General features: G+C 49.2%; 17 protein-coding genes. 11 read left to right on the top strand and 6 right to left on the bottom strand.

Features of this window, described 5'->3' with window-relative positions; genetic code table 11:
- The first annotated feature begins 3 nt into the window (after positions 1-3).
- The 11 genes from lptE to lipA all read left to right on the top strand — a co-directional run bounded on the left by lptE (position 4) and on the right by lipA (position 9697).
- The gene (gene lptE, locus BZG78_RS06700; protein WP_077575950.1) at positions 4-627 is read left to right on the top strand and encodes an LPS assembly lipoprotein LptE; all 624 of its coding nucleotides are present in this window, start codon (positions 4-6) and stop codon (positions 625-627) included.
- The gene (holA, locus tag BZG78_RS06695; RefSeq protein ID WP_077660773.1) at positions 627-1649 is read left to right on the top strand and encodes a DNA polymerase III subunit delta; all 1023 of its coding nucleotides are present in this window, start codon (positions 627-629) and stop codon (positions 1647-1649) included. The genes lptE and holA overlap by 1 nt, the downstream gene beginning before the upstream one ends.
- 68 nt (positions 1650-1717) lie before the next feature.
- Positions 1718-2035 carry a ribosome silencing factor gene (gene rsfS / locus BZG78_RS06690; protein ID WP_077660741.1) on the top strand — a complete coding sequence of 106 codons (318 nt, stop codon included), beginning with the start codon at positions 1718-1720 and terminating at the stop codon, positions 2033-2035.
- Positions 2036-2038: 3 nt separating this feature from the next.
- The gene (gene rlmH, locus BZG78_RS06685; RefSeq protein ID WP_025744459.1) at positions 2039-2509 is read left to right on the top strand and encodes a 23S rRNA (pseudouridine(1915)-N(3))-methyltransferase RlmH; all 471 of its coding nucleotides are present in this window, start codon (positions 2039-2041) and stop codon (positions 2507-2509) included.
- A 6-nt stretch (positions 2510-2515) separates the two neighbouring features.
- Entirely contained in the window at positions 2516-4393 is a 1878-nt protein-coding gene (mrdA, locus tag BZG78_RS06680; protein ID WP_077660740.1) for a penicillin-binding protein 2, read from the top strand.
- Positions 4393-5511, top strand: a complete 1119-nt coding sequence (rodA, locus tag BZG78_RS06675; protein WP_077660739.1) for a rod shape-determining protein RodA — start codon at positions 4393-4395, stop codon at positions 5509-5511. The genes mrdA and rodA overlap by 1 nt, the downstream gene beginning before the upstream one ends.
- A 2-nt stretch (positions 5512-5513) precedes the next feature.
- Complete coding sequence (locus BZG78_RS06670) at positions 5514-6335, top strand: septal ring lytic transglycosylase RlpA family protein (RefSeq protein ID WP_077660738.1); 822 nt, start codon at positions 5514-5516, stop codon at positions 6333-6335.
- A 92-nt stretch (positions 6336-6427) separates the two neighbouring features.
- Positions 6428-7600 carry a serine hydrolase gene (locus tag BZG78_RS06665; protein ID WP_077660772.1) on the top strand — a complete coding sequence of 391 codons (1173 nt, stop codon included), beginning with the start codon at positions 6428-6430 and terminating at the stop codon, positions 7598-7600.
- Positions 7601-7730: 130 nt separating this feature from the next.
- The gene (ybeD, locus tag BZG78_RS06660; protein ID WP_025744456.1) at positions 7731-8000 is read left to right on the top strand and encodes a DUF493 family protein YbeD; all 270 of its coding nucleotides are present in this window, start codon (positions 7731-7733) and stop codon (positions 7998-8000) included.
- Between the two features lie 78 nt (positions 8001-8078).
- Positions 8079-8735 (top strand): lipoyl(octanoyl) transferase LipB, encoded by a 657-nt coding sequence (gene lipB, locus BZG78_RS06655; protein ID WP_037367580.1) that lies wholly within the window; start codon positions 8079-8081, stop codon positions 8733-8735.
- Positions 8732-9697 carry a lipoyl synthase gene (lipA, locus tag BZG78_RS06650; protein ID WP_077461620.1) on the top strand — a complete coding sequence of 322 codons (966 nt, stop codon included), beginning with the start codon at positions 8732-8734 and terminating at the stop codon, positions 9695-9697. Before lipB ends, lipA begins: the two co-directional genes overlap by 4 nt.
- Before the next feature lie 115 nt (positions 9698-9812).
- Here lipA and BZG78_RS06645 read toward each other — a convergent pair whose 3' ends face one another.
- The 6 genes from BZG78_RS06645 to BZG78_RS06620 all read right to left on the bottom strand — a co-directional run bounded on the left by BZG78_RS06645 (position 9813) and on the right by BZG78_RS06620 (position 16093).
- Positions 9813-11066, bottom strand: a complete 1254-nt coding sequence (locus BZG78_RS06645) for a glutamate-5-semialdehyde dehydrogenase (protein ID WP_077660737.1) — start codon at positions 11064-11066, stop codon at positions 9813-9815.
- A 37-nt stretch (positions 11067-11103) separates the two neighbouring features.
- Positions 11104-12258 (bottom strand): glutamate 5-kinase, encoded by a 1155-nt coding sequence (gene proB / locus BZG78_RS06640; RefSeq protein WP_077461622.1) that lies wholly within the window; start codon positions 12256-12258, stop codon positions 11104-11106.
- Positions 12259-12343: 85 nt separating this feature from the next.
- On the bottom strand, positions 12344-12745 hold the full coding sequence (gene crl / locus BZG78_RS06635; protein ID WP_077461623.1) for a sigma factor-binding protein Crl: 402 nt from the start codon (positions 12743-12745) through the stop codon (positions 12344-12346).
- A gap of 132 nt (positions 12746-12877) precedes the next feature.
- Positions 12878-14131, bottom strand: coding sequence for an esterase FrsA (gene frsA / locus BZG78_RS06630; protein WP_025744452.1), 1254 nt, complete (start codon positions 14129-14131; stop codon positions 12878-12880).
- A 156-nt stretch (positions 14132-14287) separates the two neighbouring features.
- Positions 14288-14743 carry a xanthine phosphoribosyltransferase gene (gene gpt / locus BZG78_RS06625; protein ID WP_025744451.1) on the bottom strand — a complete coding sequence of 152 codons (456 nt, stop codon included), beginning with the start codon at positions 14741-14743 and terminating at the stop codon, positions 14288-14290.
- A 57-nt stretch (positions 14744-14800) separates the two neighbouring features.
- Complete coding sequence (locus tag BZG78_RS06620) at positions 14801-16093, bottom strand: NCS2 family permease (RefSeq protein WP_021024131.1); 1293 nt, start codon at positions 16091-16093, stop codon at positions 14801-14803.
- Between the last annotated feature and the right edge of the window lie 575 nt (positions 16094-16668).

Here is a 16668-nt window from a genome sequence, read left to right as displayed (position 1 = left end):
GGAGTGGATCTGTTTAACACTGTGCTTCGCTCCCTGCTCGTCGCGATGGTCTCACTGACCATCGCGTCTTGCGGGTTTGCCTTGCGTGGCAGCTATAATTTGCCCGATGAGGTAGACAAAGTGTCATTGACGAGTTTTGACCCCTATGGGGAGCTGACTCGCCAAATGCGCAACGCTTTGCGTCAACATAACGTTCAGATGGTGTCACCCTCTGACGACGTGGCGAATATCGAGTTGCTTAGCGAAAGTGATAGTGCACAAACTTTGTCGCTCTATCAAAACAGCCGAGTAGCAGAGAAAGAGTTTCGCTATGTTGCACGTTATCGTGTCACTGTGCCGGGGAAAGGTAGCTACACCTACAATACGACCTTGAGCCGTAACTTTCTCGATAACCCACTGACCGCGTTGGCCAAGTCAGTCGAGCAAAATAAGTTAGTCGCAGAAATGCGTACCGAGGCGACCCGTCAAATAATGCGTCAACTGTCTCAACTGAAAGGGGATATCGCCGCATTTGAGCGTCAGCAAGCGGAACAAGCGGCATTAGAGCAACTCGAACAGGGAGAGGCGCCCACTGAACCCAATGTGATCATCGAAACGCGTCAAACTGAAACACAGCCCGCGCAATGATGAGAGCCTATCCAGAACAATTGGCGCAGCAGCTTAATCAGCCACTGCGTCAAACTTACTTAGTCTTTGGCACCGATCCTTTGTTAAAGCTCGAGTCTCGTGATGCCATTTGCCACGCGGCACGCTCACAAGGCTTTGAAGAGCATCATAAGTTTATGATTGATGGCCAATTAGATTGGCAAGAAGTGTTTGACTGCTGCCAAGCCCTCAGTTTGTTTTCCTCTCGGCAGATTATTGAATTGACCTGTCCTGAAAATGGCCTGAGCAGCGCCCAAGCCAAGCAACTGACCGAGCTTGCCAGCTATCTCCATCCTGATATTCTCTTGCTCGTTCAAGGCGAGCGGCTCAATAAAAAGCAAGAAAGTGCCAAGTGGTTTACCACGTTGGCAAAGCAAGCCTTGTATGTGGTTTGCCAAACTCCAGATGCACGTCACTTGCCCCGTTTTATTGAACAGCGCTGCCGCCATCTCGGGCTACAACCCGATCAACCCGCGCTGCAGTTGCTTGCCCAATGGCATGAAGGCAACTTACTCGCGCTGGTGCAAAGTTTACAAATCCTCCACTTACTTTATCCCGATGGTGCCCTTACCTTACCTCGGATTGAGAGTGCGTTGTCGCGGCATCATCACTTCACCCCTTTCCAACTGACCGATGCGCTACTTGCCGGTAAGGCTAATCGCGCGCAGCGTATTATCGAACAACTGCATGCCGAAGGCGAAGAGCTCACCTTGTTACTACGTTTGATCCAAAAAGAACTCAAACAACTCTATACAATCCAAGAGCAAGGGCAACAAGGGCGACCACTCAACGTGCTATTCGATCAGTTGCGTGTTTGGCAAGCGCGCAGACCCATGATCACCGCAGCACTCAATCGGCTAAACAAAGTGCGTCTCGCCTCATTACTGCACCAGCTCGCTGAGTTAGAGATACAGTTAAAAACCGATTTTGGCAGTGACCCTTGGCCTAATCTGCACTATTTTTGTGCACTTATGTGCCAACCCGCCGAACCTCTGGCGCCCTAGCGTGTCCAAAGGGCTGCCAAGTGATATACTGCCACTGAATACAATCAGCACATACATCGAGGTTCTCTTTGCAAGCTACCGAATTAAAACAGTTTGTCGCCGACAAAGTCGATGAGTTAAAAGCCAGCGATATCGTGACGCTAGACGTGCGAGATAAATCCTGCATTACTGACTTTTTAGTGCTTTGTACAGGCAATTCACGTCGCCATGTGGCTTCAATTGCCGATCACGTTTGTGAGCAAGCCCAAGCGGCTGATATTGGCGCCATGGGAACAGAAGGCAAAGATGACAGTGAGTGGGTCGTTGTCGATTTAGGCGACGTCATGGTTCACGTCATGCAAGAAGAACAACGCCAACTTTATCAACTGGAAAAACTCTGGAATTAATCCATGAAAATCCAGTTGATTGCAGTCGGCAATAAAATGCCCAAGTGGGTACAACAAGGCTTTGATGAGTATCAGCGCCGCTTTCCAAAAGACATGCCACTTGAGCTGGTTGAAGTGCCTGCCGGTAAACGCGGTAAAAATGCAGACATTGCCCGCATTTTACAAAAAGAAGGCGAAGCCATGCTCGCTGCGGTGAATCGAGGTAGTCGTATCGTTACCTTAGATATTCCCGGCAAGCCTTGGAATACGCCGCAATTAGCCAGTCAACTCGAAAAGTGGAAACTGGACGGGCGCGATGTCGCCATTTTAATTGGTGGCCCAGAAGGGTTGGCCCCCGACTGTAAAGCAGCCGCTGAGCAAAGCTGGTCACTTTCGCCTCTGACCCTGCCACACCCACTGGTTCGCGTCATCATGGCGGAGAGCCTGTATCGCGCTTGGAGTCTCACCACCAACCATCCTTATCATCGAGAATAACGACAGATGAAGCGCCAACGAGTTGAAATCCGAGACCACAGTACCGAGGCTGCGTTATTTGTGCGCCGCGCTATTGTCTCTTTTGTCGGCATTATGGCGCTTGTTGGAGCGTTGCTCACCAACCTTTATCATATTCAAGTAACCGAGCATCAAGACTACCAAACTCGCTCGAATGATAATCGTATTAAAGTGGTCCCTGTCGCGCCTAACCGTGGCCTCATTTATGACCGCCATGGAAAACTGCTGGCTGAAAACCGCCCGGTTTATCATTTAGAAGTGACCCCCGAGCAAGTCGATGATATGTCGGCAACCTTGGCCAAGCTTAAGCGCTTGTTGTCGCTGGATGACAAAGATATTGCACGTTTTCAACAAGAACGTCGCCGCTCTCGCCGTTTTAATGCCGTGGCACTCAAAACACAACTGACTGACAAAGAGGTCGCGATTTTTTCCGCCCACCAGCATCAATTTACCGGGGTTGAAATCAAAGCCTATCTAAAACGTCATTACCCATATGGCGATGCGTTGACGCACGTGCTGGGTTATGTCGCAAGAATTAATGATCGCGATATTGCCAAGTTGCGACAAAAAGACGTGCTCAATAACTACCGAGCGACGCGTGACATTGGCAAAATCGGGATAGAAAAATATTACGAGTCCGAGTTACACGGAAAAGCCGGCTATCAGGAAGTCGAAGTGAATAGCCGAGGTCGTGTGATCCGGACACTTAAGTACGTTCCCCCTGAGCCCGGTAAAGACTTAATCCTCAACCTCGATATTGATTTGCAGCTGTACGTGCGCGGTATTCTTGGCGATCGCCGTGGTGCAGTGGTGGTGGTTGATCCTGACACCTCCGGGATATTGGCCATGGTATCGACCCCAAGCTATGATCCGAACTTATTCGTCCACGGCATTTCGAGTAAACAGTATCAGCAATTACTCAATAATAAAGATCGTCCACTGGTGAATCGGGCGACCCTAGGCATTTATCCCCCCGCCTCAACGGTGAAGCCTTTTATCGCTGTCTCTGCGTTGGAAGAAGGCGTGATCACGACCCAGACCACCCGCAATGATCCTGGTTATTGGCGTATCCCTAATTCAGACACCCGCCCATTCCGTGACTGGCGTCCCTGGGGCCATGGCCGCGTTAATATTGTTCAAGCGATTGAAGAATCGGTTGATACGTTTTTCTATCAAATCGCCTACGACATGGGGATTGATAAATTATCATCATGGATGGGTCGATTCGGGTTTGGTCATTACACTGGCATTGATATTCATGAAGAGAGCAGTGCCAATATGCCTAACCGAGAATGGAAAATGAGCCGCTATCGGCAACCTTGGTACAAGGGTGACACCATTCCGGTTGGTATTGGACAAGGCTACTGGACGGCGACACCCATGCAGATTGTTAAAGCACTTACGGTGTTGCTTAACCGTGGCGAAGTGAAAGCCCCAAAACTATTAATGAAAACCCGCGATGAAACGGGTGAACACAAACCGAAGGCTGAGCCATTTCCACCGATAAAAGGGGTAGAGGACAAATATTGGGATGTGGGACTAAAAGGCATGCAATTGGTTAATCATGGGCGTAAAGGGACAGCGCGTCGTGCTTTCCGCTCCGCGGAGTATCTATCGGGAGGAAAATCGGGCACCGCTCAGGTCTTTGGCCTAGGCAAAAACGAAGAGTATAACGCCGATGAAATCGCCGAACATCTGCGCGATCATGCGCTATTTATTGGGTTCGCGCCTTTTGAAAATCCCGAAGTCGCGGTATCTATGGTATTAGAAAATGCCGGTGGCGGGTCAAGCAATGGTGCGCCGATCGCGCGCCGTATCTTCGATCATATTCTCGTGGAAGACAAAGAGACTGAAGAGGAAAAATAATGAGTTCGTTAGCTCAAGCCAGCACAAAACGCTCTTTGTTTGAGCGCTTACATCTCGATTTGCCCATGCTGATTGGTGTTTTGTTGCTAATGGGCTTTGGGCTAGTGGTCATGTATAGCGCAAGCGGACAAAGCCTGGCGATGATGGAACGCCAAGCCATTCGCATGGCGCTGGCACTTGCCGTCATGTTTGCACTCGCCCAAGTTCCTCCTCGCCACTATGAGTTTTGGTCACCTTATTTATACGCCGTAGGCGTGGTGTTATTAGCAGCGGTATTATTCGTCGGAGAAACCGCCAAAGGGGCACAACGCTGGCTTGATCTGGGTTTTGTTACCTTCCAGCCTTCAGAAATCATTAAATTGGCGGTGCCTTTAATGCTGGCTCGCTTTATTGGTAAAGATCCCCTCCCCCCGAAAATACCCACTTTGCTGATCGCACTATTCTTGTTGTTGGTCCCTACACTCATGATTGCCAAACAACCCGATTTAGGGACCTCTATATTGATCGCCGCATCCGGCATATTCGTGTTGTTCCTAGCCGGTATTAGTTGGAAAATCATCACCGCTGCTGTCGTCGCGCTTGCCAGCTTTATACCAGTACTTTGGTTTTTCCTGATGCACGATTACCAACGAACACGGGTGCTTACCTTGTTCAATCCTGAATCGGATCCGCTCGGTGCCGGCTATCACATTATCCAATCTAAGATCGCGATAGGCTCGGGCGGTTTAACCGGTAAAGGCTGGCTCCATGGAACACAATCGCAGCTCGAGTTTCTCCCTGAGCGCCATACTGATTTTATTTTTGCCGTCATCGCCGAAGAATGGGGGTTAGTGGGTGTTTGCGTGCTACTGGCTTTATATGTGTTTTTGATTGGGCGAGGGTTAATGTTGGCAAGCCGAGCACAAACCGCCTTTGGCCGTATGATGGCCGGCAGTATTGTGTTGAGCTTTTTTGTTTATGTTTTTGTCAACATTGGCATGGTCAGCGGTATTTTACCTGTGGTTGGGGTACCCTTACCTTTAATCAGCTATGGTGGCACCTCAATGGTCACGCTCATGGCGGGTTTTGGTATTCTCATGTCCATTCATACTCACCGTAAAATGTTATCCAGGGCATAAACATGCGAGCTATTCTTGTTGTTATTACTTCCCTTTTATTCAGCGCCTGTAGCAACCAGCAAGGGCGCTACGATATGCATAATGACAAAGCCCCAGAGCGGGTTCCACAAACCATTCATGTTGAGGACGCACACCCTAAATATGAGCCTTACAGCCTCGCGGGTAATAAGGATTACACGTTAAACGGGCAGTCATACCAGATTTTACGTAAGCCTAAGGGGTATCAACAAGCAGGAATTGCCTCCTGGTATGGAGAGAAGTTTCACGGCCATCGCACCTCCAATGGTGAGGTCTACGATATGTACTCCATGTCTGCGGCGCACAAAACCTTGCCCTTGCCGAGCTATGTCGAAGTCACTAACCAAAACAATGGCAAAAAAGCAGTTGTGCGTGTCAATGACCGCGGTCCTTTTCACAACCAACGCGTGATTGATCTTAGCTATGCTGCAGCGAAAAAGTTGGACGTGTTAAAAACCGGCACTGCGCCTGTCTCACTGCGGCTTATCTCCCCTGAAAAACCCAAGGAAGATGAATGGCACTCCGCCCGGCATCATGCCTATTATGTTCAACTGGCGGCGCTTTCAGATGGTTTAAAAGCCAATCAAACCGCGGAACAATTAGCAAAAAACCATGGTCTACCTACTCATATCGCGCGCCATGACCAAGTTTATCGCGTACGTTTTGGTCCGTTTTACGACCGTGGCCAAGCACAACAAGCGATGCGCACAGCAAAACAACACCAATTGCCAGGCGCCTTTATCGTCACCGAGGCACTTGTGAATACTGACTCAACGGTAACAAGTGCCAAAACAGATAATCAATAAGTTAAAGAAATCGAGCCTGTCGCTCTCTACGCAATTTGGTATAGTGACAAATACAGTATCGACATCGATAACCGACAAAAGTACTAACAATGATGAATAAAACCGTTTTTCGCATACGCGCGCTGCTTTCAGCGGCTGTGCTCACCACAGCGACTGTCCAAGCCGCGCCCGCTGTCATCCCTGATGCACCGCAAATTGCGGCGAAAGGATATGTGCTCATGGATTACCATTCGGGCAAAGTGTTGGCAGAATATAATGCTCATGAGCGCCTCAATCCAGCCAGCTTAACCAAAATGATGACCAGCTACGTCATCGGCCAAGAAGTCGAGCGTGGTAACATTTCAATGGATGATGATGTTGTCATTAGCGAAAACGCTTGGGCAAAAAATTACCCTGAATCGTCAAAAATGTTTATCGAGGTCGGCACCACGGTCAAAGCGGCCGATCTAAACCGCGGTATCATCATCCAATCCGGTAATGATGCCTGTGTGGCAATGGCAGAACATGTTGCGGGCTCTGAAGACGCCTTTGTCGATTTGATGAACCGCTGGGGCGAAAGCTTGGGCATGAACAGCTCGCATTTTTCTAATGTGCATGGTTTAGACTCTCAAAATTTGTATACCACCCCCTATGATATGGCGTTACTCGGCCAAGCGCTGATTCGTGATGTGCCAGAAGAGTATCGGATATACAAAGAAAAAGCCTTTACCTACAACGGCATTACTCAATACAACCGTAATGGCTTGCTCTGGGATAAAAGCCTGAATGTCGATGGCATTAAAACGGGCCACACTGATGGGGCCGGTTACAACCTCGTCACGTCAGCGACTGAGGGCGACATGCGTCTTATTTCAGTTGTCATGGGGACGAAGAGTGCAAATGCCCGTAAGGCTGAGAGTAAAAAGCTGCTGAACTATGGTTTCCGTTTCTTTGAAACAGTTGCACCGCATAAGGCCAATGAAACCTTTGTCACTGAGAAAGTATGGATGGGTGATACAGACGAAGTCGCGCTAGGCGTCACCGAAGATACCTTTGTCACTCTTCCTCGCGGTAAAGCACGCGATTTGAAAGCGAGCTTTGTTTTAGAACAAACCCTCGAAGCGCCTATCAGTCAGGGCGACGTGGTCGGTAAGTTGTTCTATCAAGTTGATGATGAAGACATCGCTGAATATCCACTGGTTGCCCTCAACGATGTCGAAAAAGGCGGTATCTTTAGCCGTTTCATTGACTACATCGTGATGATGTTCAAAAACTTACTCGGATAACTCCCACTTTACGCCGCCCTCCAACCTCGTGGGCGGCTTGTTTTCTGACTCTTAGCCGATTAGTATTTCGCGTTAATCGTGATCAATCGCACAAACGTGTGTCTTAACAGACATACTGTTAGGAGTTTACATGCAAGAGCAACCAAAATTAAAAGACCTGCTGGAGTTTCCTTGCCAATTTACCTACAAGGTCGTGGGCCAAGCGAAACCCGAGCTACCGGATCAAGTGTTAAGCGTTATTCAACGCCATGCGCCGGGAGACTATAGCCCCGCCGTCAAACCGAGTGCAAAAGGCAACTATCACTCTGTGTCTATTACCATTAAAGCGACCTCCATTGAGCAAGTTGAGACGCTTTATAAAGAACTCAGCGATATTGATATCGTCCGTATGGTCCTTTAATTCAAATACCCACACGACTGGCGGCTTTTAATCACGCCGCCAGGCTCTATAATATCGCCACTGACAACAATATGGGAAATGGGTTTGCAGCACCAACTCGTTGTGAGACACCTCGGCCGTCAACCGTATTCACGTGTTTGGGAACAGATGCGTGACTTCACCGACACACGTGATGAACAGACCCAAGATGAGGTCTGGTTGGTTGAACATGACCCCGTTTTTACCCAAGGGCAAGCGGGAAAAACGGAACATATTTTGGTCCCGGGAGACATTCCAGTCGTACAATCAGACCGTGGAGGGCAAGTTACCTATCATGGTCCCGGTCAGCTGATTGCCTATTTCCTGATTAATCTTAAAAGAAAAAAAGTCGGTGTGCGGGCACTGGTTAGTCATATTGAAAATCTAGTCGTTGACACGCTGGCACACTTCCATGTCGACGCTTACGCGCGACCCGATGCACCTGGCGTTTACGTTAACGATGCAAAAATATGTTCTCTTGGGCTCCGCATCCGTCGCGGATGCTCATTCCACGGATTGGCACTAAACATCAATATGGATTTATCACCATTCCAGCGCATCAACCCATGTGGGTATGCCGGTATGGCCATGACGCAACTGAGCGATCAGGTTGATCACGTCACACTCGCTGACGTCCAACCTGTGCTGGTAGACACTTTAACTCAACAGTTAGGTTACTCTCAGGTTGAGTTTACAACGGAAAGCAGCGATTTATGAGCAAACCGATTCAGATGGAACGCGGCGTTAAATACCGCGACGCCGATAAAATGGCGCTTATCCCGGTCAAAAATATGCAGACCGAGCAAAAAGAAGTGCTGCGCAAGCCTGATTGGATGAAAATCAAGCTCCCGGCTGAAACTGCGCGTATAAAAGAAATTAAAGACGCGATGCGTAAAAATAACCTCCACTCGGTGTGTGAGGAAGCGTCGTGTCCTAACTTGGCTGAGTGCTTTAGCCACGGTACGGCAACCTTTATGATTCTGGGTGCCATCTGTACACGTCGTTGCCCTTTCTGTGATGTGGCCCATGGCCGCCCTGTGGCCCCTGACAGTGAAGAGCCAAAGCATTTGGCACAAACTATCAAGGACATGAAGCTACGTTATGTGGTGATCACCTCGGTGGATCGTGACGATCTCCGCGACGGCGGCGCTCAGCATTTTGTCGATTGCACCCGTGAGATCCGTGCGCTTAACCCTGATATTCAAATAGAGACACTGGTCCCTGACTTCCGTGGTCGTATGGATAAAGCCCTCGATATCTTGCGTGACAATCCACCCGATGTGTTCAACCACAACCTTGAAACGGCACCGCGTTTGTACCGAAAAGCGCGCCCCGGCGCTAATTATCAGTGGTCACTGGATCTGTTGCAAAAGTTTGGCGAAATGCATCCAGACGTACCAACCAAGTCAGGATTGATGATGGGTCTCGGTGAGACCAAAGAAGAAATTATCGAGGTGCTCAAAGACTTACGTGCGCATGGTGTCACAATGCTAACGCTAGGACAGTACCTCGCCCCAAGCCGTCACCACTTGCCGGTTGAGCGCTATGTGCCGCCAGAAGAATTCGATGAATTAAAAGAAATCGCGCTAGATCTTGGCTTTACGCATGCAGCCTGTGGCCCGTTTGTTCGCTCCTCTTATCATGCAGACTTGCAAGCAAAAGGCGTTGAAGTGAAATAGCCTTATCGTGTGGGTATATGGTAAATAGTGGGTACACGGATAAATAAGAAAAAGCCGCAAGTGCTGAATGCACTTGCGGCTTTTCTAGTCGGTTAGGACTGACTAACTTTCGCCATTATACGCGCGATAAGTAATCAGCCTTACCAACCCATTTATAGGTCGTTAGCTCTTCGAGTCCCATCGGACCGCGGGCATGGAGCTTTTGAGTGGATACCGCCACTTCAGCGCCAAGACCAAACTGCGCACCATCGGTAAAACGCGTTGATGCATTGACATACACAGCCGCCGATCCGGCACCGTTGATAAAGGCTTCAGCCGATTGTAAATCATTAGTCAGTATGGCATCAGAGTGACTCGCGTTATGGGTCCTCATGTGCGCAAGCGCCTGATCCACGTCATCAACAACGGCCACACCCAGTGTCGGCCCTAGCCACTCAGTATCAAAGTCACCCGCTTGTGCTTCACGTAACTGCTCAACACCATCCAGATAGGGTAATGCACTTGATGCGGCAACAACATTCAGCTCATGTTGATTAAACAGCGTGACTAAACGCGAGAACAACTGCGCAGCTACGTCCTTATGCACTAACAAGGTGTCCAATGCATTGCACGCTGATGGGCGATCTGTTTTTGCATTGAGGATCACCTCTGGCGCTCTATCAAGATCAGCACTGTGATCAACATACAGATGACTAATACCAAAACCTCCGATAATGACAGGAATGGTACTGTTTTGCTTGCACATTTTATGCAGCCCTGCCCCACCACGGGGAATAATCATATCGACGTAATCATCAAGGGCCAGCAGTTCAGAGACGAGGGCGCGATCGGGCTTATCAATATACTGAACGGACGCGAGCGGAAGGCCTGCTTTTTCTAACCCAGTTTGGATCACATTCACCAGCACCTGGTTGGTTGCGAACGTTTCTTTGCCACCGCGTAAAATACTGGCATTGCCGGTTTTCAAGCATAACGCGGCAATATCGATGGTGACATTTGGACGCGCTTCATAAATCACACCAATCACACCCAGAGGCTCACGTCGCTTGGATAATGACAGGCCATTTTCGAGCAGTTTATGATCGAACTGTTGACCGACAGGATCGGCTAATGCGATGACTTGCCTAACGTCTTTTGCCATATTGGTGAGACGTTCTGGGGTCAGTGTGAGTCTATCCAACATCGCGGCATCCATCTGTGCCTCGCGAGCGGCGGCAAGATCGATTTGGTTTGCGGCTAAAATGGCCGCCTGCTGTGCATCAAGTTCATCGGCAATGATCGCTAACGCCTGGTTTTTCGTCGCGGTCGATGTGATTGCCAGTTGGTAAGCGGCATCTTTTGCCGACTTACCCATCGTTTGTAAGCTCATCTGTTATTCGTCTCTTCTATTCTTCTCTGCTTGGATGTTATTCGTCGATGACCACAAGATCGTCGCGATGCATCGCAACCGGTCCATACTCATAGCCTAAAATATCTGCAATCTGTTGGCTATGTGCGCCGGCAATACGGCGCAAATCACGTGCGGCATAACGACAGATCCCCCGGGCCAGACACTTACCATCAACCGATTCAATACGTGCCACTTCGCCACGGACAAACTCGCCTTTCACAGCGACAATCCCTTTGCTCAACAAACTGCTTCCGTTTTGCGTCACTGCTGTGGCGGCACCGGCATCTACCACGATCTCGCCTGCTGGAGGAGGACCCGCCAAAATCCAACGCTTGCGGCTTTCTAACGGACTGTCTAAGGGTAAAAAGCGAGTCCCCGCATTATCACCGGCGGCAGCTTTTTGGATCACCTCCGGCTTACTGCCTGCTGCAATGGTGACTTCGACACCGGCTCGACGACCAATATCCGCCGCTTGCAGTTTGGTCGCCATACCTCCCGTGCCCAAGCCACCGACACTGCCTCCGGCTAATTTGCGTAAGGTTTCATCAATCGTGTGCACTTCACGAATTAATTCAGCGTCAGGATTCGCGCGAGGATCGGCGGTAAAGAGGCCAGGCTGATCCGTTAAGAGCAAAAGCTTGTCAGCATCAGCTAAAATCGCGACCAGTGCCGACAAGTTATCATTGTCTCCAACTTTTATTTCAGCGGTGGCCACCGCATCGTTTTCGTTCACAATCGGGATGATACCGTTATCTAACAACGCATGAAGCATGTCACGGGCATTGAGAAAACGTTCTCGGTGTTCTAAATCGGCGCGAGTTAATAACATTTGCCCAACCTGAAAGCCGTATAAACTAAACAGGTGTTCCCACGTTTGAATCAAACGACACTGGCCAACGGCAGCAAGCATTTGCTTATTTGCAACCGTATCGGCTAATACCGGATAACCAAGATGCTCTCGCCCTGCTGCAATGGCTGCAGATGAGACGATAATGACCTGATGGCCTTGTTGTCTTAACCTTGCACATTGGCGGACTAACTCAACCATATGAGCTTGATCCAGGCGCGTCGAGCCACCCGTAAGCACACTGGTGCCCAATTTAACCACGAGAGTTTGCGAGGGAATGTTGGCTGCTAGGCCACCATCTTGAAATGCGTCTTGAATAGTCATGCTTGCCTGATCCACAAAAGCTTAGGTGTCTCTTTTATCAATCCCTTGCTCATTTAACAAGAGCTGGGATCAGGCAATTCACGGGTTACTTGGCGCCCGTCAGTTTAGGCTCGGTGAGCGCGGCGCTGGGTGACAAGGATAGATCGAGCTCTTGGTCTAGCAAGGTATACAGCTTGGTATAAAAGTTAGTTAGCGTTTTGTCTACCGCTTCTCTCGCCTCTTGAGGAATTGACTCATTCACCCAATCCCCTTTGTGGTCATAAAGACCAAACCCATAGCGATAATTGAACCCGTCTTCGGTGGGGGCTAACTCAAACCACCATCCCCAGAATTCTCGCGCATCAGGATCTTTTTCCGCATCCACACATACGGACAGGCTATCAAAAAAGTAACGTTCTGGTGCCGATATCCCCTCTCGAAAATAGGGGCCCAAAGCCGTAAATCGCGTTTTTAATCGTCCATGTGAAAGCGTCGTTTTATCGCTCATCGTGTCCTCCAGTGGCACTTTAACGTCCTTGTACATGGTATATCATGCGGTTAACGTTCAGGTGAATGTCAATCCTTCGCTTTCGGCGGTAGATCACACCTTCGATTCGGGCCACCACCTCTTATGATAGGTTTAAAGCATGTCCGTAAACCATTTGACGGTTTCTGTGAGTGCACGATGATAGCCATCGTGTAATGGCGTGTTTGGGAGGGTAACGGCTTTCCCTCCGCGACTGTATCGCGCGATTAACTGGTTATCTGACTCCGGACACACAGGATCATCTTTTAAGCTTAGCGCGAGAATCGGTACGTCTGTGCGGCGGCCAGTGAGCAGACCTTGATTTTTTAATGACCACGCTTGTAAGCGTGTTTTCAAGGTATCGATAGGCAGCCGGCGTCCTATGCGAGAGCCTAAGGTATCTAGGTACATGGGTGGCATTTTCTTCATTCTTGTCGCATCGGTGAGTAATGCATGCACAATCCCCCCCAGTGACGCACTGGCCTTGATACGATGAGGTTCTAAAAATGCCATCCGTACTGCTGGGTTAGCCCCAAAACGGATACCCATGGTGCCGACGCGATGGTGATCCGCCCATGGCACATCAGCGAGCTTATCAAGCATCGCCGCATGCAAGCGGCTGGTGTCTTCGTTTAAATGCCAGTGGCTGCTGTGGCCCACCGATGGCATATCAAGCGTCAGTACCGCGATATCGGCAGGAGCAAAGTAATCGACAAATAAGCGCCAGAGATCGGTTTGTAAACTGTCAAGGCTGCCACTCAAGATCACAACCGGCAAGGTGGCGTCTGTACGTGGTAAATAGAGATACCCTTTTAACGTCTTACCGTCTAATTGCGTTTCGACAGTCTTCACCGTAAACGGCAGTTGTGACATTGCTTTTTCAAACGCTTTAAATGCCAAGGTTTCGGCCTGTAAGGCAAGGTTGTCCCCTTTAAGATGAGGGTAAGCCGCGATACCAAAGTAAGTACACGCCTGAAGCCACTGTTCACTCGCCTGCTCAGCCTTTCCTTCATCCGCCAACACTTTGGCTTTTTTTTGGTGTTGCATCCCTACCGCGGTCCACTCATAGTTCCAATTACCCGCTCGGTAACCTTCAACCGTATCCAATAACGCATCAACAGAACGGGTATTGTCAGAAGAGGCAATACGAGAAAAGATCGCTTCCATTTCGACCGGATCGACCCCCTGCCAAGTCCACTGACCACGACGACGCATACGGTACCAACTCGATTCGCTGTCGCCATCAAATGCCGAGTAATTGGTTTGCTGGCTTTGTTGAACCGCACCAAATAGTGTTGATGTTTCGGTAGCATGTTTGTGTTTAGCAAAAAGCGTCACCGATAGGTTTTGTGATTCTTTCTTGGACACACCCACTCCTAGGCTTTTTTGTAACGTGATGTTAGTTTAAACCATACACATAGCAAGACCATGATTTTCCGCACTTAATCACAGGAATAAAAAACGCCGCGTGAAAACGCGGCGTTTTGGCTCAATCCGGTAGGCTATTTGCGTTGCCAACGGCATTTATTTTGCAATCGGATCAACATAGCTGACCGCCATATCCCAAGGCTGCTCAATCCAAGTATCTTGGGGAATATCAACGACGTAGTCATCAACAAGAGACTTGCCCGCTGGCTTCGCACTCACGGTCACAAAACGTGCTTTGGGGTAGAGTTGACGCACCATTTCAGCCGTCCCACCCGTATCAACGAGATCGTCAACCACAATAAAACCGTCACCATCACCGGGCGCTTGCTTGACGACACGCATATCGCGTTGATGGTCGTGGTCATAACTGGAAATACAGACTGTGTCGACATGGCGAATACCCAGCTCACGGGCAAGAATGGCAGCAGGGACCAAACCACCGCGGGTAACGGCGATAATACCTTGCCATTGCTCTGCGGGAAGCAACTTTTCTGCCAATTGCCGGGTGTACATCTGCATATTGTCCCAGGTAATAATAAACTTAGTGCTCATGGTGAAAACCTCGTGGCGTCTCTCGCCTTATTTTAATGTCAATGTGGGCACGTTGCTTTACACTAAGAAGACAAACTTGAGTAAGAACAACCCCGCCAAAATCCAGATACTGACAGGAACTTCTCGCCCTTTGCCCGCAAAGGTTTTTACGGCACAAAACGCAATAAAGCCAAGCCCAATACCGCTTGCTATTGAATAAGTCAGCGGCATCAGCAAACACACCACCACAACAGGCGCAGCCTCAGTCAGATCACGCCAATTAATGCTCACCAAACCTGACATCATCAAGATGGCCACATAAAATAAGGCGCCAGCAGTCGCATAGGCAGGCACCATACCTGCTAACGGTGCAAAAAAGAGCGCCAGTAAAAACAGAATACCAACAACCACAGCGGTCAATCCCGTGCGACCGCCAGCGGCAACCCCTGATACGCTCTCAATGTAAGATGTTGTGTTTGACGTGCCTAAAAGCGCCCCGACTGATGTCGCGGTACTATCTGCCAGTAATGCACGATTTAAGCGCGGTAGTTTACCATCTTTATCCAAAAGTTCCGCGCGCTGTGCCACACCCACTAAGGTTCCTGCAGTATCAAAAAGATCGACAAATAAAAATGCGAACACAATCGACACTAATCCCACTTCAAACGCGCCAGAAAAATCGAGTTGCATAAAGGTCGGCGCTAAACTCGGCGGCGCGGACATCACACCACCGTATGCCACATCACCGGCGATGACACCGATGATCGTGACCGCCAAAATGGCAATCATTACCGCCCCTTTCATTCCTCGGTGCACCAAACCGATGGTCAGAAAGAAACCAAGTGCCGCCATGGCGGGAGCAAAGGCTGTCACATCACCGAGCGCAACCAATGTTGCTGGGTGGTCAACGACAATCCCAGCGTTTTGCAACGCAATGAGCGCCAAAAAAAGTCCGATACCGGCTGATATACCGGTTCGTAGTGCCATTGGAATCGAATTAATGATCCATTCACGCACGCGCAAGACACTTAACAAAATGAAACATAACCCGGAGATAAATACGGCGGCTAACGCAACCTGCCAAGAGTGTCCCATTTGTAAAACCACGGTGTAGGTAAAAAAGGCATTCAGTCCCATCCCCGGCGCCTGTGCGACTGGATAGTTTGCCACAATCCCCATCACTAGACAGCCAACCGCTGCCGCTAGACAGGTCGCGACAAAGACAGCGCCTTTATCCATGCCTGCCTCAGCCAAAATAGAGGGATTGACGAAAATGATATACGCCATGGTTAAAAAAGTGGTGAACCCGGCGATGACTTCAGTACGAAGATCGGTGCCGTGGGCTTTAAGTTGAAATAAACGCTCTAACATCGGTTTTGTCCCAAACTAAAAAGTGATGTATCGCTAGATACCAAAAGGAAAACGTTTGCGTATTTAAAATTGGCGCAAATCTTACCGATCGATCGCTAAAATTTCCAGCGCTAAAATCATTTAGTAGTGACGAGGAGGTAGAGGAGGAGAACATTCTGTGGCAGCGAGTCGATATAACTAGACAAGTACGATTTATAGACAAAAAACTTATAAAAAAAACGCCACACATTGTGTGGCGCCAGAATAAAAGCTTTTGCTTTCTGGATCAGAAATCTCTCTGTAAGAGCGGGGGAATCATAAAACTTACTTGCGGTAGCCGAACGAAGCCGGATACGTAAAACCTTTGGTGTAGACTGACTGCTGATTCCAGTAGTAGCTCGATACCATGCCTTCCATTTTTTACCTCTCTCAAGTTTAAACCAATGTTGTTCACATTTATCTCGGTTCCTTGGAGGCGAATGCTCGGGTTCACTCCATGAACAACTGGCAAGCGATGTTGCCAATGTCTAGATAATATACCAAAGGTAATTTATTTACAAGCTTTAAGGTGACAGGAGTCACAAAAAGTTCATATA

Origin of the sequence: Salinivibrio sp. MA351 (assembly GCF_001996065.1) — a bacterium.
GTDB classification, from domain to species: domain Bacteria; phylum Pseudomonadota; class Gammaproteobacteria; order Enterobacterales; family Vibrionaceae; genus Salinivibrio; species Salinivibrio costicola.
Note: the sequence above shows the minus strand (reverse complement) of the source record. Positions and strands in the feature narration are given on the sequence as shown.